The sequence below is a fragment of the Rhizobium sp. CFBP 8762 genome (assembly GCF_014841565.1).
Classification (GTDB): domain Bacteria; phylum Pseudomonadota; class Alphaproteobacteria; order Rhizobiales; family Rhizobiaceae; genus CFBP-8762.
Window position 1 is genome coordinate 1 of sequence record NZ_JACYUD010000004.1, and the last position, 19,839, is coordinate 19,839.

The following is a 19,839-nucleotide window of genomic DNA, read 5'->3' on the forward strand; positions in this document are numbered from 1 at the left end:
GGACCGATGGACACGACGACAACTTCGGAAGCCTTGCCAGCCTCTTTCAGGCGCAGCGCTTCCTCCACAGAGATTTCGTCGAACGGGTTCATCGACATCTTCACATTGGCCAGTTCCACGCCTGAACCATCCGGCTTGACGCGTATCTTGACGTTGTAGTCCACAACCCGCTTGACCGTGACCAGTACCTTCATCAGCAACACTCCTATGCGCGTGTGTAAGATGTTTTGACAGACGTATAAAATTCTGCCGCATAACGACCCTGTTCGCGGGGACCGAAAGACGATGCTTTCCGTCCACCAAATGGAACATGAAAATCGACCCCTGCTGTCGGCAGGTTGACCATGACCATGCCAGCCTCCGAACGCCGTTTGAAATCCGTCGCATATTTTAGGCTTGTGGTTGCAATGCCGGAAGACAAACCAAAACTGGTATCGTTCGCCACCGCCAGCGCTTCCTCATAATCCCTGACACGAATAACCGCTGCCACAGGGCCGAATATTTCTTCACGGGCTATGCGCATCTGGTTCGTCGCTTCGGTAAACAGTGCGGGCTGGAGGTAAAAGCCCGGCGTGTCCCGCTCGATACGGCCCCCACCGAAGGCCAGCCTCGCCCCGTCCGCTCTGCCAATGTCGATATAGTCAAGATCCTGCTGTAACTGTCCGGCATCTACCACTGGGCCGATCTGTGTACCGGCTTTCAACGCGTCGTCTACGACAAGGCTGTCCATGCGCTCAATCAAGGCCTGCACAAAGCGGTCATGTATGCCCTCGGTTACGATCAAACGGGAGGACGCTGTGCAACGCTGCCCGGTAGAAAAGAAAGAGGAGTTGACTGCGGCATCGACCGCGATGGCCAGATCGGCATCATCCAGTACAACGAAGGGATTTTTACCACCCATTTCAAGCTGAAATTTCCGATTGTGTTCTATCGATGAAAGAGCAACCCGCCTGCCTGTCGAGGTGGAGCCGGTGAAGGTCAGCGCGTTGATATCCACGCTGTCCAGCATGGTTTGCCCTACCACGCTGCCTTGTCCCATAACGAGATTGATGACGCCCGCTGGTGCTCCGGCGCGGTGAAGAATGTCGATCAGCGCCCAGGCGCATCCGGGCACAAGATCCGCTGGTTTGAACACCACCGTATTGCCATAGGCAAGTGCCGGAGCGATCTTCCAGGCAGGTATCGCCATCGGAAAATTCCACGGGGTGATGATACCGACAACACCGACCGAATCCCGCGTGATCTCAACCCCGACGCCGGGACGAACGGACGGAAGGGTTTCCCCCGAAAGTCGCAGGACCTCTCCGGCAAAAAAATCAAATATCTGGCCTGCGCGCATCACCTCGCCAATCGCTTCCGGCAGGGTTTTACCCTCTTCGAGTGCCAGAAGACGGCCAAGCTCGTCACGCCGGGCCATGAGTTCATCGCCTGTGGTCTTTAAAATGGCGTGACGCTCCAGCACGGGCGAGTGGGACCATTGAACAAACGCGGATTTCGCAGCGGCTACCGCGTCCCGCGTATCCTGAGCGGTCGCACGGGCATAGTCGCCAACCACATGGTTGGTATTGGAGGGATTGATGTTGGACGATGCTTCGCCTGCTGTCCATTCTCCGGAGATGAGGTTTTTGTGCAGCATGGAGGCTCCGTTCAATGCAATCCCAGATAGGCTTTGCGGACCTCTTAATTATCCAGAAGAGAGGCGCTTTCGCCGGACAAATGAATTCTGCCATTGACCATGACATAGGCGCGCTGCGACAGTTTCAGCGCGTGGTTGGCATTTTGCTCCACCAGAAAGATTGTTTTGCCAAGCGCGGCAATCTCGCCCAGCACCTCAAACACCCGTTTGACAACGAGAGGTGCAAGACCGAGCGAGGGTTCGTCGAACAGAATGAGTTCCGGGCGGGCCATCATTGCGCGGGCAATGGCCAGCATCTGCTGCTCTCCGCCCGACATGGTACCAGCCAGCTGGTTGCGTCGCTCTTTCAGACGTGGAAACAGGCCGAACATGGCAGTGCGGTCCTCATCGAAATGATCCATGCCGATGGGCGTCGTTCCCATGATCATGTTTTCCTCCACCGACATGTCCTGATAAATCTGCCGCCCTTCCGGCACCAGCGCGATGGAGCGTCGGGAGATGAGGTTGGTTGGTGTTGCCGAGATATCGTCGCCCCGGTGAAGGATTTTGCCGGACGACACACGCGGCGCGCCGAAAACGGATGAGAGCAGCGTCGTCTTGCCAGCACCATTGGCACCGATCAGGCTGACAATTTCACCCGGGTGGATGTGAAGACTGACATTTTTCAGCGCCTCCACTGGACCATAATAGGCGTGAACGCCATCGAATTGCAGAAGCGGAACGGTTTGGTCGGGCGGCTGGTTCATACGGTGACCTCTTCTTCGCTGACACCCAGATAGGCCGCGACGACAGCAGGGTCGTTGCCCACATGCTCCGGCGTGCCATCACTGATGACTTCGCCGTGATCCAGCACGACGATATGGTTGGAGATACGCATCACCAGCCCCATATCGTGCTCGATCACCAGCACACTTTGATCGTGGTCGGCGCACAACCTTTGAATGACATCCGACAGATCGTGTGTTTCAGACGGATTGAGCCCGGCGGCAGGTTCATCGAGGCAGATGAGGCGCGGGCCGGTGCACATGGCCCGTGCGATTTCCAGCCGACGCTGCCGGCCGTAGGGAAGTTCACCTGCAAGCCGGTTGGCATCACTCACCAGATTGACCTGCTCCAGCCAGTAGTAGGCCCTGTCCACTGCGTCTCGCTCGGTCTTGCGAAAGGCAGGCGTCCGAAAGACACCGCTGAGAAGCGAGTTCGTGGTCGCCAGATGCTGCGCCACCAGCAAATTTTCCACAACCGACATGTCCTTGAACAGCCGGATATTCTGGAACGTTCTGGCGATGCCCGCGCGCGTTACCAGATGGGAGCCGCCGGTGATCCGCCGTGTGACGAGGTTACCGATATCCTGCGGACCGCTCTCGGCATTCAGGACGATACGGCCTTCGCTTGCGCGGTAGAACCCGGTTATGCAGTTGAACATCGTGGTTTTTCCGGCACCGTTGGGGCCAATGAGGGCGGTAACGGCGCCATGCTCCACGTTGAAGGACACATTGCGATTGGCAACAACCCCACCAAACCGCATGGTGACGTTTTGAACTTCGAGAATGGGGACTCTCATTGGCGCACCTCCGCGCCAGCCGGAAGACCTCTGCCCGCCTCACCGGGAAAAAATGCAGGCCGCTTGATGCGCACCAGTCCGCGTGGCTTCCACATCATCATGACAACCATGAGGATCCCGAACACCAAAACCCGATACTCGGCGAAATCGCGCAACAGTTCCGGCAGAATTGTCAGCACCAAAGCCGCAAGGATGACGCCGACCGTAGAGCCAAGCCCGCCGAGCACCACGATGGCCAGAATGAGAGCGGATTCGAAAAACGTGAAGGAGGTTGGATTGACGAAGCCCTGATGCACGGCGAAAAACACGCCCGCAAGACCGCCCGTGGACGCGCCCAGCATGAACGCCGTCAGTTTCGTGAACACGTGATTGACACCGAGAGAGCGGCAGGCAACCTCGTCCTCGCGAAGCGCTTCCCACATCCGGCCAAGCGGCATGACCCGCAACCGTTCGACGGCATAGATGACGATGCAGACGACCAGGAACAGCACGATGTAAATGAACCAGAATTTGTAATCGGCCGAGTAGGATACGCCGAAATAGTCATGGATAGGCACGCCACCCTGTTTGGCTGTGCGGGTAAATTCCAGCCCGAACACCGTAGGAGGCGGTACGGACGCGCCATTGGGGCCTCCGGTAAATTCAAGCCAGTTATTAAGAACGAGCCGGATGATTTCTCCGAAACCGAGTGTGACGATGGCCAGATAATCGCCGTGCATTTTCAACACGGGAAAAGCCAGTATCATACCGCAAAGGCCTGCAAGGAAGGGCGCGATGACAAGCGCGCCCCAGAAACCAAGACCGATATACTGCGACCCCAAAGCCAGCAGATAGGCGCCGACCGCATAGAAAGCCACGAAACCCAGATCCAGCAAACCTGCAAGACCGACAACGATATTCAACCCCAAACCCAGCAGACAGTAGATCAGCGCTAGAATAGCGATGCCGAGAAAGTATTTATCGGCAAAAAACGGCAGGCTGAGCCCCGCAATGAACAAAAGCACCAGAATGAACAGTGGAGATTTTTCCTGCCCGGTCTTGACCGTGATTCCATTATGACCGGACGCAAGGCCTGCAGCCAGTTTTCGTCCGATGGCGCTGATCTGAAACAGCGATATCACCACACGTCCTGCGGTTACGACCGCCGCCAGCGACACAGCCTTGAGAAGTTCGTTTTTGAACGAGAAGCCGTCAAGGATCAGCCCGGAAATCGGACCGAACAGCACGAGGGAGACGGTAAAGGTGAGCAGCGCCTGTTTGGAAAGCATGGATAGGATATTTGATTTCATCGGCGTGAGCTCCATCAGACTTTCTGGATTTCCGGGCGGCCAAGAAGACCGTAAGGGCGAAAAAACAATAGGATGATGAGCAAAGCGAACGCGAAGACGTCCTTGTAGTCCGTGCTGACATATCCGGCAAACAACGCTTCGCTGAGACCGAGCAGAAGTCCGCCAAGTACCGCACCGGGCAGAGAGCCGATGCCACCCAGCACAGCGGCAGTGAAGGCCTTGATTCCCATGACAAAGCCTATGAAGAAATTGAACGACCCGTAATTGAACGTGACCAGCGTACCGCCCACCGCAGCCGTTGCTGCCCCGATAACGAAGACGGTAGAAATGATCCGGTCCGTATTGACCCCGAGAATTGCGGATATGCGAATATTTTGCTGGGTTGCCCGGCATTGCCGCCCGATGCGGGTATAGGTGATCACGTAGGTCAGGATGCCCATAGCAACCAGCGACGCACAGAGAATAACGGCCTGCATGTAGGTGATTTGAGCGAAGTGCACATCGTTGCCAAAGCGGAACGCACCGGAAATCAGCGTTGGCACGCCCTGATCGCGCGCGCCTTGCGCGATTTGCACATAACTCTGCAACATAAGGGAGATACCGATGGCTGAAATCAGCGGTGCAAGTTTGGTTGAGCCGCGAAGGGGGCGATAGGCCACCCGCTCAATCGCCCAACCGTACACCGCAGTCACGGCACAGGTGATGACGAGAACCGATACCAGCGCAAACGGCACCGACTGAATGCCGAAAAATCCCAGCACCGCCAATGTGATGGCAGCGATGTAAGCCGAGACCATATAAACGTCGCCATGGGCAAAGTTGATCATGCGGATCACGCCGTAAACCATGGTATAACCCACGGCGATCAAACCATAGATCGTCCCAAGCGTAATACCGTTGAACAGTTGTTGAATGAGAATGTAAACGTCCATCGCGAACCCCTAAAGATTGAACAGGCACGGGTTGCCCAACTGGACGCACGGGTCCGGCTGGGCAACGTGACGGGACGTTACTTGACGAGTACCGCTGTGCCTTTCTCATCAAAGGTGTAAAAAACGAACTGGAAGTCCTTAATGTCGCCCTTGGCATCCCACGTAAGCTTGCCAATGGCCGAGTCGACGACGTTGTTGCGCAGGAAATCCGCTTGCGACTTCAATTCACCGCTGGCTTTCAAAGCTGCAACGACAGCCTGCGCATTGGCGTAACCGTAGAGAACGTAATTGGCGGGGGTGACGTTGGCAGCCTTCAGTTTCTCCTGAACCGACTTGGTTGCCGGATCTTCGAGTGGATCGGGGGTTGCGGAATAGTACACATTCTTGAGGTTTGCAGGCCCGCCGGTGGCAGTGACCAGTTCTGCCTGGGCAAAGGAGTCACCACTGACAAACACCACATCAACGCCCTGCTCCTTAAGCTGGCGGATCAACGGCCCGCCTTCGGGAATAAGGCCCCCGAAGTAGACGGCGTTGGCGCCGGAACTTTTGATCTTCGTGACGAGTGCGTTGAAATCCCGTTCTCCGCGCGTCAGGCCTTCATACAGCACGGGCTTGATGCCGCGCTCGTCAAGCGTTCTCTTGACCGCATCGACAAGTCCCTGGCCATATGTGTCCTTGTCATGAACAAGCGCTATCTTGTCGCGCTTCAGCGTATCGAGGATGAACCCCCCGGCCACCACAGCCTGCTGGTCATCCCGCCCGCATCCGCGGAAAAGATTATCGAACCCACGCTCGGTCACCGTCGGATTGGTAGACGACGGCGTGATTTGAAGGATGCCAGCATCATTATAGATTTCCGAGGCCGGAATCGTGCTGGACGAGCAGAAATGGCCGATAACAGCGTTGACATTATCCTGATCCACAAACCGGTTGGCAACAGCAACGGCCTGCTTGGGCTCACAGGCATCATCACCCTTGACGAGTTCGATCTGCTTGCCGTTGACGCCGCCGGACGCGTTGACGTCGCTGACATAGGTCGAGACGCCGGCATAGACCTGCTCGCCGAATGTTGCGTTGGCGCCCGTATAAGGACCGGCGACGCCGATCTTGATGGTGTCAGCAGCAAAGACCTGCGTCAAAAACGCGGTGGACGCCAGCAGGCCGAGTGCGAAAACTTTAGAAAAAGACATCATGCTATGGATTCCCTCTGGTTGAAGTTTTGCTTTTTTGGACTTCGCCCGATGCAGGTTGGCCCTGCATTCGTTGTTTTGTGATTATCTATCTATCTGAAATAGCTGTATAAATAAGACTACTGAAAACCGGATTGTACGATTTCACAGTAAAATTCGATGCCATTTCAAGTTGACACTTATATGATAAGTGACATATACATTTCTCGTCAAGCAGAAATGTTGCGCTGCCGCAGGTCTTGGAGAAGAATGGCAGGATACAAGCCGTCACGGCTGCATCGGCGCTGAGGCTTTGCCTTGGGCAAAAAGAAACTGGGGAACACAATGGTGAACAGCACACCAAGAAACTGCCGCGTCGGCGTCGACATCGGCGGCACCTTTACCGATATCGCGCTCGATCTTGACGGCGAGCTTCATTCAACCAAGGTTTTGACCGACTATACGGCGCCCGAACGTGCGATCCTCAAGGGCGTTCAGGCGGTTGCCGACGCAGCGAAGATTGCGCTCTGCGACATCAATATCCTGATTCATGGAACGACGCTTGCCACGAACGCCCTGATTGAACGACGCGGCGCAAAAACAGCATTTGTGACCACACATGGTTTTCGCGATGTGCTGGAGATGCGGACGGAAAACCGCTTCGAGCAGTATGACCTCAACATTACCCTGCCGCCTGCGTTGATTGCCCGCGCGGACCGTTTTGTCGTGCGTGAGCGCATGAACGCACAAGGCAAGGTCTTGTTGGATCTCGACGCAGAGTCTGTTCGCGTGGTCGTCGATGCCATCGCCACCGGCGGATATGAAAGCGTTGCCATCGGTTTCATTCATGCTTACGCCAACGGCTCACATGAAGTTGCTGTGCGCGATGCTATTTTGCAGCATCTGCCCAATGTTTCCGTGTCCATTTCATCTGAAGTCTCGCCGCAAATGCGTGAATTTGAGCGCTTCAATACGGTGTGCGCCAATGCCTATGTAAAGCCCGCTATCAAATCCTACCTTGATCGGCTGGTCGTTTCGCTAAGGGATATCGGCGTCGGCTGCCCTGTTTATATGATCCATTCCGGCGGCGGAATCGTGTCGGTGGAAAGCGCGGCCGAGTTTCCGGTGCGCCTCGTGGAATCCGGTCCGGCAGGCGGAGCAATTTTCGCAGCCGATATCGCCCGACACCACAATCTGGATCGGGTTCTGTCCTTCGATATGGGCGGCACCACCGCCAAAATCTGCCTGATCGAAAATCAAGTGCCCAAAACGGCCAAAACATTTGAAGTCGCGCGGACCTACCGGTTTCGCAAGGGCTCCGGCATGCCGATCTCTATTCCGGTTGTGGAAATGGTGGAAATCGGCGCGGGTGGTGGCTCCATTGCCGGTGTCGATGGCATGCGCCAGATTCGCGTCGGTCCGCACTCGGCTGCGTCCGAACCGGGCCCCGCCTGTTATCAACGCGGCGGAACCGGCCCGACGGTTACCGATGCAGACCTGATACTCGGCAAACTCGATCCGGATCATTTTGCCGGAGGTGCCATTCCACTGTCAGTCGACGCCAGCCGGCAGGCGATGACCGATGTCATCGGCTCGGTCATCGCGCTTGATCCGCAGGCCAGCGCATTTGGCGTGTGCGAAATGGTGGACGAGAACATGGCCAATGCCGGTCGCGTCCACACGGTGGAGAACGGTAAGAATATTTCCGATTTCACCATGATTACATTTGGCGGGGCGGGTCCGCTTCATGCCGCTCGTTTGTGTGAAAAAATGGGTATTTTAACCTTTCTGGTGCCCGCTGGTGCCGGAGTGGGCTCGGCCATCGGCTTTTTAAGAGCGCCATTCGGTTATGAATCCGTGCGCAGTGCTGTGTTTAATCTAACAGCTTTCAACCATGGCGAGGCCAACCGTCTGCTGAACGCCATGAAGGCTGAAGCCCTTGGTTTCGTCGAGGGCGGCATGGACGCCGGTGCCCCGATTGTCGAGCGCACACTGTTCATGCGGTATGCCGGTCAGGGCTGGGATATCCCCGTTCCACTGCTGGAAGAGACATTTGACGCTGCCAGCACCGGGTCCATCCACGCCCGATTCACGCAGGCGTACGAACAGTTCTTCGGACGCGCCATCGATGGCCTTGATGTCGAAATCGTCAGCCTGTCGGTAAAGGTCAGCTCTCCCCTGCCAGCCGTTACCCCTGTTGCGGCGGTGGACGAAGCAGGTCAGGCGCAGCCGCAAACCACCCGTCCGCTGTTTGAGGCACGTCAGGGTGTCTATGTCGATGCGGGTATTTTTGAACGAGCGACGCTTAAACCGGGCGAAGTGGTTCCAGGTCCGGCCATCATCGTGGAACGCGAGACGTCCACCGTGGTGACTACCTCTTTCAAGGCCACCGTCCAGCGCGACGGCTGCCTTCTCGTCACCCGCCATTAAGGATAGACCCATGCATCAATCCATGATCGATATCCACATGCAGGTGATGTGGAACCGCTTGATTTCCGTGGTTGAGGAACAGGCGCAGACACTGATCCGCACTGCTTTCTCCACCTCCGTGCGTGAAGCGGGGGACCTGTCTGCGGGCGTGTTCGACCTGAAAGGCCGGATGCTGGCGCAGGCCGTGACCGGCACCCCCGGTCACGTCAACGCCATGGCTGAATCGGTAGCCCATTTCATTGCCGATATCGGACCCGACAATGTATTCGAAGGCGATGTCTACGTTACCAACGACCCTTGGAAGGGCACGGGCCACCTCCACGATATCACGGTTGTCACCCCGTCGTTTCATCAGGGTCAGCTTGTCGGCTATTTTGCATCCACCGCCCATGTCGTGGATATTGGCGGACGTGGTTTCGGACCGGATGCACGCGAGGTGTATGAAGAGGGGCTCTTCATCCCCATCATGAAATTTGCCGAGCGCGGCACCTTGAACTCGACACTCCTTCATATCCTGCGCAACAATGTGCGCGAAAGTGACAAGGTTGTCGGTGACTTTCATGCGCTGGCCGCCTGTAACGAGACCGGGCATCGTCGCCTGCTCGATATGCTCACGGAATTCAAGCTCGATGATCTTTCGACCATCGGTGAATTCATTCTGAAAAACAGCCGTGAGGCGACGCTGGAACGCTTGAGAGATCTGCCGCACGGATCGTGGCACTACAGCCTCGACCTTGATGGTTACGATGAGCCGGTCCATCTGGCTGCCGCACTGACAATAGGGCCCGAGGGTGTGCTCGTCGACTTCGATGGCACATCGGGCATGAGCAAGTTTGGCATCAATGTGCCGCTAGTCTATGCCAAAGCCTATGCATGCTATGGCATCAAATGCGTCGTTGCGCCGGATATTCCCAATAATTCTGCCTCTCTTGCTCCCTTCGATGTCGTTGCGCCAGAGGGTTGTATTCTTAATGCCCGGCGTCCTGCGCCAGTGGCAGTGCGCCATGTGTTGGGCCATTTCGTACCTGATCTGGTGCTCGGTGCGTTGCATCAGGCGTTGCCCGGACAGGTTCCCGCCGAGGGTGCAAGTGCGCTTTGGAACCTGCATATGAGCGTTCGCCCGGTGTCGGAGCAGACCGGAAACAAGGGTGCGGAAATCCTCATGTTCAATTCTGGTGGCTCCGGCGCGCGCGCCGCGCTGGACGGGTTGAATGCCACGGCGTTTCCCAGTGGTGTCCACACCATGCCGATCGAGGCCACTGAGAACGTTGGCCCCGTCATCATCTGGCGCAAGGAGTTGCGCGAGGGCTCCGGTGGGGCGGGAGCGCAACGCGGTGGCCTCGGCCAGATGATCGAGATTGAAGCAGCAGACGGATACAGCTTCCGCTTTTCAGCAATGTTCGATCGGCTGAGCCACCCCGCACGCGGGCGTAATGGCGGACTGGACGGCGCATCCGGCAAGGTTGAACTGGATGACGGCACTGTGCTGAAAGGCAAGGGCTTGCAATTCGTGCCGGTGGGACGCCGTCTCGTGCTGTCGCTTCCCGGTGGTGGAGGCTATGGTGATCCATCATCGCGCCCGGCCGAGGCGGTCAGTCATGACATCACGCACGGCTATATCACCGAGGAGCAGGCCGTCGTTTACGATGGTAACAGCGGAGCACGGGAATGAGCACGATAGCATTCGAGAACATCCGCACATCGGCCATCAAATCATCGCCGTCCATGGCGGTTTCCATGGCGGCAAAGGCGATGCGGGCTAAAGGCGAGCATGTCATAGACCTTTCACTCGGCGAGCCGGATTTCGACACACCCGACAATGTGGTGAGCGCGGCGGTGGAGGCCATGCGCAAAGGTGTAACCCGCTACACCGCACCCGATGGCCTGCCGGAGCTGCGTCAGGCGATCATCGCCAAGTTCCAGCGCGAAAATGGTCTGACCTACGCCCTGGACGAAATTTCCATTGGCAACGGCGCCAAGCAGATTTTGTTCAACGCGTTTCTCGGAACGCTGGAGGCGGGCGACGAGGTTATCGTGCCTGCGCCTTACTGGGTGTCCTACACCGATATAGTGCTCCTGCATGGCGGCAAGCCCCGCATCATTGCCTGTGGCGTTGAAGATGCGTTCAAAATGACGCCGGAGCGTCTGGAAGCCGCCATCACTGACCGAACGCGCTGGTTTCTGTTCAATTCCCCGTCCAACCCGACCGGTGCCATCTATTCGCGCGAAGAACTCAAGGCGCTGGGCGATGTGCTTCTGCGCCATCCGCATGTGGCGATCATGTCGGATGAAATTTACGAACACATCGTTTGTGGTGATGTGCCGTTTACATCCTTCGCCGCAGCCTGCCCGGATTTGAAGGACCGCACGTTGATCATCAACGGCGTATCGAAAGCCTATGCCATGACCGGCTGGCGGCTGGGTTATGCCGCAGGCCCACGGGATTTAACCAGGGTGCTGAACAAGCTCCAATCACAGAGCACCACGTGCCCCTCGTCCATCACGCAATACGCGGCGGTCGAGGCACTGAACGGACCGCAGGATTTCGTGCGCACCGTGGTTGAAGAATATCGGGCGCGTGGAACTCTGGTGGCGGACGGCTTCGGTGCTATCCCGGGACTGAATGTGCGCGCACCCGAAGGTGCATTCTATCTGTTTCCGAAATGCGAAGCCTATATTGGCAAAACGGCTCCCGATGGCACGACCATTTGCCGTGATACCGACCTTGCCTCCTATCTCTTGAAAGAAGGCAAGGTGGCGACGGTTCCCGGTGCGGCTTTCGGCGTTGAAGCCTACATTCGGCTGTCCTTTGCCACATCTCGTGAAAACCTCGCCATTGCCATAGACCGCACCGCTGCTGCGCTGGCCAAACTTCGCTGATTGAGAGGCACCGATCATGACCGATTACAACCGTACTTTACTGACCGGCGCTGCCGGTGCGCTCGGACATCAGTTACGCCAGTCGGGCACCGGACTGGGCAAAATTGTGCGTCTATCTGCACGCAGCGCCTGTACCAATCTGCAGGCCCACGAAGAGGACTTTCCAGCCGAACTCGCCGATTTCGACGCAGTATCGAAAGCTGTGGAAGGCTGTGATGCCATTGTCCACATGGGTGGGCAGGCCATTGAAGGCCCGTGGCAGACCATTCTGGACGCCAATATTGTCGGCAGTTACAATATTTACGAGGCAGCCCGCCAGCACGGCGTCAAGCGCATCGTCTATGCAAGCTCCGTGCATGCCATCGGCTTCTACGAGCGGACGGAAACCATTGACGGCAATGTTTCGACCCGTCCTGACAGTCTGTACGGCGTGTCCAAGACATTCGTGGAAAATCTGGCACGCTATTACTTCGACAAATTCGGCATCGAAACCGTCTGCCTGCGCATTGGCTCGTGCTTTCCCGAGCCAACCGACCGTCGCCATCTGATTACGTGGCTCTCCTACCGTGATTGCCGCCAATTGGTGGAAAAATGCCTGTCTGCCGAGCGCGTCGGCTTTATGGTCGCCTATGGCATGTCCAACAATAGCCGCGCCTTCTGGGACAACCGCACGGCTGCTTCCCTTGGATACAAGCCGCAGGACAGCGCCGATGACTACGCGCAGGCCGTCTTTGCAAAGACACGCCAAGGCGATCCGGAGGATTTTGCCGTGCGGTTCCAGGGCGGCAGTTTCACCGCCGCTGGTCATTTCGAAGATGAAAGCAAGTGAGGCGTCGTCATGCAGGCATCCAGACAGTCTTATGATGTCGTGATTGTGGGTGGCGCCGTTGTCGGCAGTTCCACCGCGTATTTCCTCGCGACAAACCCTGATTTTACAGGGTCTGTTCTCGTCATTGAGAAGGATTGGACCTATCAGCGTTCGGCAACGGCGTTGTCATCCAGCTCCATCCGCCACCAGTTTTCGAATGCCATCAATGTCAAGGTCTCGCAGTTCGGAACCGAGTTCATTCGCAACTTCCGGCAGAATGTCGCGGTGGATGATGATACGCCGGAGATCGGGTTCCACGAGGCTGGCTATCTGTTTCTGGCGGACGATGAGCGTGGTGAACAGGTCCTGCGGCGTAACCACGATACGCAGGTTGCGTGCGGCGCGGAGGTCTCCCTTCTTGAGCCCGATGATCTCGGCTCGCGGTTTCCCTGGCTCAATCTCGACGGGTTGACGCTTGCCAGCACCGGCGAGCGGGGCGAAGGCTGGTTCGACAGCGTTGGTTTGTTGCAGGGTTTTCGCAAAAAGGCTCGTTTTAGCGGTGTCGAGTACATCGAAGACGAAGTTGTAGCCATCAATCGGGAAGCTGACCGGATTGTGTCAGTCACCACGGCAAGCGGTCAGACGATAGCCTGTGGCGTCATGGTCAACGCGTCGGGCACCAATGGCAAGGTTATGGCGCATATGGCAGGCCTCGATATTCCCATGGAGCCGCGCCGACGCTCACTTTTCGTTGTCGATTGCCGCACGCCACTGGACGGCAAGGTTGGGCTGACTATTGATCCAACGGGCGTTTTCTTCCGCCCGGAGGGCAAGTTCTATTTGATGGGCACCTATCCCAAGCACGACCCAGAGGTCGATCCGAACGATTTTGACGTTATGCATGATGAGTTCGACGAGGAGATCTGGCCCGTTCTGGCCAATCGCGTTCCGGCGTTTGAAGCGATCAAGGTCGTCAACTCATGGGCCGGACATTACGACTATTGCACACTCGATCATAATGTTGTGCTGGGACCGCATACCGAGGTAACCAATTTCCTCTTCGCCAACGGCTTTTCCGGCCACGGCTTGCAGCAGTCTCCCGCCATGGGACGGGGCTTGTCAGAGCTGATCACCTATGGCGGGTTCAAAACGCTTGATCTGTCGCCATTCGGCTATGAACGCGTGGCGGCAAACCGACCATTCCTTGAAGAGGCCGTGATCTAGAGCACGTCCGGTGAGCGCGTGTTCACCGGGCGTGCTCCAACTCCTTGTTTTGTCGCATGGTCCGGACGTGAAAACCTCTTCGTTTTCCCCGAGGCATGCTCTAACCGAAAGGTCAAACCCATGAAGCATGAAACTGCCAAGCGCAGCGGCGGCCAGGTTCTGGTGGATGCCTTGCGCATACACGGTGTGGACCGTGCCTTTGGCGTGCCCGGTGAAAGCTATCTTGCTGTCTTGGACGCGCTGCATGACGCCAGCGACGATATTGAATTTGTTATCTGCCGTCAGGAAGGCGGCGCGGCTTACATGGCGGAAGCCTATGGAAAGCTGACGGGAAAGCCCGGGATTTGCTTTGTAACACGCGGCCCCGGCGCAACGAATGCGTCCGTGGGCGTGCACACCGCCTTTCAGGATTCAACGCCGATGATCCTGTTCATCGGCCAGGTGGCGCGCGATCAGATGGAGAGAGAAGCCTTTCAAGAGATCGACTACCGCCGCATGTTCGGCCAGATGGCGAAATGGGTGGTGGAAATCCAGGATGCTGCGCGTATTCCCGAGCTGATTAGTCAAGCCTTCCATCGTGCAGTGAACGGCCGTCCGGGCCCGGTCGTCGTGGCGCTACCCGAGGACATGCTGACGGATATGGTCAGTGTTGCCGATACCCCGGCCTACAAGCGCGTGGAAGCCTACGCCGGCACAGCCCAGCTGGAGGCGCTGCAACGCCTCCTGGGCAGCGCACGCAGACCGTTGATCGTCGCCGGCGGCGGCGGCTGGACGCAACAGGCGGTTACCGATCTAAGACGGTTTTCGGAAGCATACGACCTGCCGGTTGCGGCATCTTTCCGTTGCCAGGATATGTTCGACAACCATCATCCCAATTATGCCGGTGATCTGGGGTTGGCGACAGGGCCGAAACTCATTGAACACGTCAAGACGTGCGATCTGTTGATCTGCATCGGCGCGCGCCTGGGCGAGATGACCACCGGCGCTTACGCGCTGGTTGACATACCGGTTCCCCAGCAAACATTGGTACATATCCACCCCGGCGCGGACGAGTTGGGACGCGTCTACCACGCCACCTTGCCGATCAACGCCAGTGTCGTCGGTTTTCTGTCGCAAGCGGCAGAGCTGGCACCCACAACAACGCCGTTATGGCGGGACTGGACGCAAACCGCTCATGCCGATTATCTGGACAATCTGCGACACCCGCACATTCCCGGTCCCGTGCAGATGGGCGAGATCATGGAATGGCTGCGAAGCCACCTGAAACCGGACGCCATCCTGACCACCGGTGCAGGCAATTACTCCGCCTGGGCTCATCGTTTTTACCGCTATCGCACGTATCGAACGCAGCTTGGGCCGACCAATGGTTCCATGGGCTATGGTGTTCCAGCGGCGATTGCGGCAAAGATTACCGAGCCGACGCGTACGGTGGTGGCGTTTGCGGGAGACGGTTGTTTTCTGATGAACGGTCAGGAACTGGCAACAGCCATGCAATATCACGCTCATGTCATTTTTCTGGTGATCAACAATGGCATGTACGGAACCATTCGCATGCATCAGGAGCGCAACTATCCCGGTCGCGTATCAGGGACACGCCTGACGAATCCCGACTTTGCGGACCTGGCCCGCTCCTTCGGACTGCACGGCGAAACGGTGCAAAAGACGGAGGAGTTCTACAGCGCCTTTGAGCGCTGCGAGGCCGCAGGCAAGCCGTCGCTGATCGAAATTCGCATCGACCCCGAAGCGCTCACACCAAAAATGAGCCTGTCGCAAATCCGTCAGCATGCTGTAGCAGTGGGAAAATAAGGCGACAGTTCCGGCCAGAGCGCAGGAACGTTCAAGCTTCGACCGGATCAAGACCGGTCGACGTTTTCGGCTCCTATGATCCGCTTCAGAGCATAGTCCGACCGGAGTGAAACGAAGAGCGATAAGATTATGCTTTCGGAATAAAGTTTAGAGCGCTTGTATCTTACGAGAGAATTTCGCTGCTCATCGGTTCGTCCAGTAAAGCGCGATAGCGGTTGAGACTTTCTTCCAGATGAGCAGCCATGGCATTGCGCGCGCTTTTTGCGTCGCTCTGGGTTATCGCAGTCAGGATTGTTGCATGTTCCTTACTGATTTTCTTCAGGTAACTGCTGTAGGCTCGCGCTGACTGGCGATGCTTGAGAACCAGCTCAAAATTGATGCTGTCCATCACCGCTTCCAGAAAGTTTGGGAAATGCGGGTTGCGTGTAGCCCGTGCAATGGCCAGATGAAACTCGAAATCAGCGCGGGCCTCAACTTCGGCATCATCAGTGTCAAGCGCTTCCAGCGCATCATAGGCACGCGCAATGTCGGCCAATGCTTCCGGCGTTCGCCGTGTTGCCGCAAGGGCAACCGATTGCATCTCGACTCCCAGACGTAGCTCCAGAATTTGGAGAGCCGAGCGGATATCGTCGATGCGGCTGATTTCAAAGTTCAGCGCTTTCGTATCTTTCTCTGTCACGTAGACGCCGGCACCCTGTCGGGTCGTGACCCGACCGGCAACCTTGAGAGATGTCAAAGCTTCACGAATGACGGTGCGAGACACTCCGAATTCCTCGCATAGAACCGCACTGGATGGAATTTTTTCTCCGGGCGAATACAATCCGGTATCCATGCGTTCGCAAAGCTTGCCAACGACGATTTCAGCAAGATTGCCGCGTTGTGTAATGATCGACACGAAATCGGCTCCAGTTATCCTGATCAACCCGGTAATTAGCACATATCACATATCATTCCACACCCTGTGCTGCCGATTGACTGTTTTTGCCGCGATTTTGTTCAAAATCTGGACAGGATGATCAATGCGTTGGCGATCCATCTCCTTGACTTGCGCCCGGCACGAGTATCCGGTTGCCAGCAACACCAGTTCATCGTTGCCCTCGGCAATTTCACGGCGCCAACTCATATCGTACAGCTTTTCGGATATGGGCCGGTTGCGAACCTCGTGCCCAAAAGTTCCCGCCATGCCGCAGCAACCCACATCAATGGCTTGCAGCGTAACACCAAGGTGCTGAAAAACCGATTTCCATTGCGCCATGGCGGCCGGCGCGTTGGTGCGCTCGGTGCAGTGAGGCATCAGCCGATAACGGGTTGCAGTCGGATGTTGATCTACGGGCTGCAACCGGTTCAGGTTCGCTGCCAGCCATTCCTGCGGCAACAGCACCTTCGCCTGTATGGCGCGCCCGTTTAGCGTCTTGTATTCGCTGCGAAAGGTCAACGTCATGGACGGATCGATCCCCACCAACGGCACCCCCGTTTCAAACAGACGGTCGAAATAATCCGCAGTACGTTTGGCGATCCTGTTGAACCGGCCCAGATAGCCGTGGACGTGCAACGCTTTTCCATTGGTAACGGGTGCTGCAAGATAGGGCGAGAACCCCATCTTGCGGGCAAGCTCGATCGTCGCAATTGCTACCTGCGGAGTGAAATGCGCTGTGAATGTGTCTGCTACTATGATGACTGCATTTTGCCGCTCATGGGCGGACAGGCTTTCCATACGCTCTATGGTCGCGACCGTCACACCCAGTCTTGCAGCCTCCCTTTTCAAGGACACAGGCGGGATCTGCGGCAGAGCTGTAAGGCCGGCCAAGTGCAGCGCGGCTTTTCCGAAACCGGAGGTCGCCATGAGGTTGTAGAGCGGTCGCACTTTTGCCATCCATGGCAGGGTCGACTCGATAGCCGCGACGAGCGGATCTTTGAGCGGTCGCAGATACCGCCCGTGATAGACTTCAAGAAATTTGGAGCGAAACGCCGGAACGCTGACTTTCACCGGACACTGCCCTGCGCAGGCCTTGCAGGCCAGACATGTATCCATCGCCGCCCGCACCTCATGCGAAAAGTCCTTGCGGTTTCTGGGGTCCAAACTCTGGAAAGCCCGCATCGGCCATTGCAGAATGCGCGGGGCGCGGCGCAACCGTTCGGCCTCGCGTTGCGGATCGATGCCTTTCTCTGCCAGAAGTTTCAGCCATTCCCGCATCAAGGACGCACGCCCCTTAGGCGAGTATCGTCGATCCCCGGTGGCCTTGAACGAGGGGCACATCGGGCTGGTGAGATCAAAATCGAAGCAGGCACCATTGCCGTTGCAATAAGCTGCATTGTCGAACGCCGCTCGAATATCGTTGCCGATCACCCTGTCGGTCAAGCCACGTAACGGCACCTCATCTATTTTCAGCAAAGCCTGCGTCTTCGGCGTCGCGATCTTTCCCGGATTCAGCCGGTTTTCCGGATCGAATGCGGCTTTGATATCCTGTAGGCACGGATACAACTCACCAAAAAATTTCGGAACGTATTCAGACCGCACACCTTTTCCATGCTCGCCCCACAACACCCCGCCATAGCGACGGGTCAGGCCGACAACCGCATCGGTTATACTGCGAACGGCGGCCTTATGGTCGTCGCGGGTAAGATCCAGTGCCGGTCGCACATGCAGAACGCCCGCGTCCACATGTCCGAACATACCATAAGCGATGCCGGCGCCATCCAGCAAAGCACGAAACTCGCGGATATAAGCCGCCAGATTTTCGGGCGGAACTGCCGTATCCTCGACAAATGCAACGGGCCGGACCGGTCCATCGACGCTGCCAAGCAGTCCCACCGCCCGCTTACGCATGGCCCAGATTGCCTCGGCATCCGCGTGACCACGGGCGATCGTATATCCGGAATGGCGACCCTGCGTGCCTGTATCAAGGGCTTTGGCAACGCGGGCCAACTGTGCCTCCACCTCATCCTGCGTATCACCGATGACCTCAGCAATATTGATAGCATTCACAGTCTTTCCGGCGTCATCGGGAAAGTATTTCGCAATACCGGTCCAGATGATGTCGTTCTTGGCAAGGCTTAACACCCGTTCGTCAACTGTCTCCACGGATGCGACGTTCAGTGCTGCCAAGGAACGCGCATCTTCCAGCGCCGTGTTGAAATCAGCATAGCGAATGTTGATCAGAGCCGCATGCGCCGGGATCGGCACCAGATTCAGCTCTGCTTCGGCAATCATGGCAAGCGTACCTTCAGACCCGCACAGAATTGAATTGAGATCGAACTGTCCATCGGGCCGCCGGATATGCGCTAGATCGTACCCGGTCATGTAGCGGTTGAGGTTGGGGAAGACGGCTTTGATCCGGTCCTGCTCGGTGCGCGCAATCGTGTCCACCACGCGGTGAATGGCGCCGATGCGGTCCGTGCGGGCCATAAGATCGCCAAGGGTCGCATCGTCGACAGGACGCGACCACCAGTCCGTCCCATCGATCAGAACGATGCGCAGCCCAAGCACATGATTGCTGGTTTTTCCGTAGAGGCACGACCCTTGCCCGCAGGCATCCGTCGATATCATGCCGCCCAGCGTGGCACGGTTCGATGTGGAAAGTTCCGGCGCAAAGAACAGGCCGTAGGGCTTCAGTGCCTGGTTCAGCTGATCCTTGACGACACCTGCTTCGACCCGTGCGACGCGGCGCACCGGGTCTATGTGCAGAATGCGCGTCATATGGCGGGAACAGTCCGCCACGACACCGCAGGTCAGTGATTGCCCGTTGGTTCCCGTTCCCCCGCCTCTGGGTGTCAATGCCATGGAAGCATGGTGCGGTTCGGACATGACCCGCGTCAAGGCTTTCAGATCGTCAACTCCTTTGGGAAAAACGACGGCCACGGGCTCTACCTGATAGATGGAGTTATCGGTCGCATAGACCGTGCGTGTCGACGCGTTTATCTCCACCTCCCCGGCGAAGCCTTCATCAACCAGCGTTCGGGCAAAACCCTCCAAAAGCGGAAGGGGACGGGTCGCTGCACGCAGTCGTGGGATCATGTGAAAACCGTCAGAAAATGCTTGAGCCAAAGAAAAGTTTACATATAAGTGATAACATACAGATTTTCGTGACAACAGAAAAAACGTTG

The 19,839-nt window shown here is 57.0% G+C and carries 15 protein-coding genes; 6 read left to right on the forward strand and 9 right to left on the reverse strand.

Going from position 1 to position 19,839, the window contains the following annotated elements; translation table 11 throughout:
• The 7 genes from IFT84_RS10615 to IFT84_RS10645 all read right to left on the reverse strand — a co-directional run.
• The coding region (locus IFT84_RS10615; protein ID WP_446737588.1) for an electron transfer flavoprotein subunit beta/FixA family protein at positions 1-194 on the reverse strand (194 nt) is incomplete at its 3' end.
• 11 nt (positions 195-205) lie between these two features.
• Positions 206-1,636, reverse strand: coding sequence for an aldehyde dehydrogenase family protein (locus tag IFT84_RS10620; protein ID WP_192119167.1), 1,431 nt, complete (start codon positions 1,634-1,636; stop codon positions 206-208).
• A 44-nt stretch (positions 1,637-1,680) separates the two neighbouring features.
• Positions 1,681-2,382, reverse strand: a complete 702-nt coding sequence (locus IFT84_RS10625; RefSeq protein ID WP_192119169.1) for an ABC transporter ATP-binding protein — start codon at positions 2,380-2,382, stop codon at positions 1,681-1,683.
• Entirely contained in the window at positions 2,379-3,197 is an 819-nt protein-coding gene (locus tag IFT84_RS10630) for an ABC transporter ATP-binding protein (protein ID WP_192119171.1), read from the reverse strand. Before IFT84_RS10630 ends, IFT84_RS10625 begins: the two co-directional genes overlap by 4 nt.
• Positions 3,194-4,486, reverse strand: a complete 1,293-nt coding sequence (gene livM / locus IFT84_RS10635) for a high-affinity branched-chain amino acid ABC transporter permease LivM (RefSeq protein WP_192119173.1) — start codon at positions 4,484-4,486, stop codon at positions 3,194-3,196. The genes IFT84_RS10630 and livM overlap by 4 nt, the downstream gene beginning before the upstream one ends.
• Before the next feature lie 14 nt (positions 4,487-4,500).
• On the reverse strand, positions 4,501-5,418 hold the full coding sequence (locus IFT84_RS10640; protein ID WP_192119175.1) for an ABC transporter permease subunit: 918 nt from the start codon (positions 5,416-5,418) through the stop codon (positions 4,501-4,503).
• Positions 5,419-5,495: 77 nt separating this feature from the next.
• A complete protein-coding gene (locus IFT84_RS10645; protein WP_197975528.1) occupies positions 5,496-6,611 on the reverse strand; it encodes a branched-chain amino acid ABC transporter substrate-binding protein in 1,116 nt (371 codons plus the stop codon).
• Between the two features lie 321 nt (positions 6,612-6,932).
• Here IFT84_RS10645 and IFT84_RS10650 point away from each other — a divergent pair, with 321 nt between their 5' ends.
• The 6 genes from IFT84_RS10650 to IFT84_RS10675 all read left to right on the forward strand — a co-directional run bounded on the left by IFT84_RS10650 (position 6,933) and on the right by IFT84_RS10675 (position 15,735).
• A complete protein-coding gene (locus IFT84_RS10650) occupies positions 6,933-9,017 on the forward strand; it encodes a hydantoinase/oxoprolinase family protein (protein ID WP_192119177.1) in 2,085 nt (694 codons plus the stop codon).
• Positions 9,018-9,027: 10 nt separating this feature from the next.
• Positions 9,028-10,689 carry a hydantoinase B/oxoprolinase family protein gene (locus IFT84_RS10655; RefSeq protein WP_192119179.1) on the forward strand — a complete coding sequence of 554 codons (1,662 nt, stop codon included), beginning with the start codon at positions 9,028-9,030 and terminating at the stop codon, positions 10,687-10,689.
• Entirely contained in the window at positions 10,686-11,897 is a 1,212-nt protein-coding gene (locus tag IFT84_RS10660; RefSeq protein WP_192119181.1) for a pyridoxal phosphate-dependent aminotransferase, read from the forward strand. Before IFT84_RS10655 ends, IFT84_RS10660 begins: the two co-directional genes overlap by 4 nt.
• 16 nt (positions 11,898-11,913) lie before the next feature.
• A complete protein-coding gene (locus IFT84_RS10665; RefSeq protein ID WP_192119183.1) occupies positions 11,914-12,726 on the forward strand; it encodes an NAD-dependent epimerase/dehydratase family protein in 813 nt (270 codons plus the stop codon).
• Positions 12,727-12,735: 9 nt separating this feature from the next.
• Positions 12,736-13,929 (forward strand): NAD(P)/FAD-dependent oxidoreductase, encoded by a 1,194-nt coding sequence (locus IFT84_RS10670; RefSeq protein ID WP_192119185.1) that lies wholly within the window; start codon positions 12,736-12,738, stop codon positions 13,927-13,929.
• A gap of 120 nt (positions 13,930-14,049) precedes the next feature.
• A complete protein-coding gene (locus IFT84_RS10675; RefSeq protein WP_192119187.1) occupies positions 14,050-15,735 on the forward strand; it encodes a thiamine pyrophosphate-binding protein in 1,686 nt (561 codons plus the stop codon).
• 163 nt (positions 15,736-15,898) lie between these two features.
• On the opposite strand, the gene IFT84_RS10680 is transcribed toward IFT84_RS10675, so the two are convergent.
• Complete coding sequence (locus tag IFT84_RS10680; protein WP_192119189.1) at positions 15,899-16,630, reverse strand: FCD domain-containing protein; 732 nt, start codon at positions 16,628-16,630, stop codon at positions 15,899-15,901.
• 45 nt (positions 16,631-16,675) lie between these two features.
• Positions 16,676-19,750, reverse strand: coding sequence for a D-2-hydroxyglutarate dehydrogenase YdiJ (ydiJ, locus tag IFT84_RS10685; RefSeq protein ID WP_192119191.1), 3,075 nt, complete (start codon positions 19,748-19,750; stop codon positions 16,676-16,678).
• Between the last annotated feature and the right edge of the window lie 89 nt (positions 19,751-19,839).

What these genes read in the sequence shown, in the direction of transcription:
- IFT84_RS10625 (WP_192119169.1), bottom strand. Translation starts at nt 2,382, where the DNA reads ATGAACCAGCCGCCCGACCAAACCGTTCCGCTTCTGCAATTCGATGGC.
- ydiJ (WP_192119191.1), bottom strand. Translation starts at nt 19,750, where the DNA reads ATGATCCCACGACTGCGTGCAGCGACCCGTCCCCTTCCGCTTTTGGAG.
- IFT84_RS10655 (WP_192119179.1), top strand. Translation starts at nt 9,028, where the DNA reads ATGCATCAATCCATGATCGATATCCACATGCAGGTGATGTGGAACCGC.
- IFT84_RS10620 (WP_192119167.1), bottom strand. Translation starts at nt 1,636, where the DNA reads ATGCTGCACAAAAACCTCATCTCCGGAGAATGGACAGCAGGCGAAGCA.
- livM (WP_192119173.1), bottom strand. Translation starts at nt 4,486, where the DNA reads ATGAAATCAAATATCCTATCCATGCTTTCCAAACAGGCGCTGCTCACC.
- IFT84_RS10665 (WP_192119183.1), top strand. Translation starts at nt 11,914, where the DNA reads ATGACCGATTACAACCGTACTTTACTGACCGGCGCTGCCGGTGCGCTC.
- IFT84_RS10670 (WP_192119185.1), top strand. Translation starts at nt 12,736, where the DNA reads ATGCAGGCATCCAGACAGTCTTATGATGTCGTGATTGTGGGTGGCGCC.
- IFT84_RS10675 (WP_192119187.1), top strand. Translation starts at nt 14,050, where the DNA reads ATGAAGCATGAAACTGCCAAGCGCAGCGGCGGCCAGGTTCTGGTGGAT.
- IFT84_RS10660 (WP_192119181.1), top strand. Translation starts at nt 10,686, where the DNA reads ATGAGCACGATAGCATTCGAGAACATCCGCACATCGGCCATCAAATCA.
- IFT84_RS10630 (WP_192119171.1), bottom strand. Translation starts at nt 3,197, where the DNA reads ATGAGAGTCCCCATTCTCGAAGTTCAAAACGTCACCATGCGGTTTGGT.
- IFT84_RS10650 (WP_192119177.1), top strand. Translation starts at nt 6,933, where the DNA reads ATGGTGAACAGCACACCAAGAAACTGCCGCGTCGGCGTCGACATCGGC.
- IFT84_RS10645 (WP_197975528.1), bottom strand. Translation starts at nt 6,611, where the DNA reads ATGATGTCTTTTTCTAAAGTTTTCGCACTCGGCCTGCTGGCGTCCACC.
- IFT84_RS10640 (WP_192119175.1), bottom strand. Translation starts at nt 5,418, where the DNA reads ATGGACGTTTACATTCTCATTCAACAACTGTTCAACGGTATTACGCTT.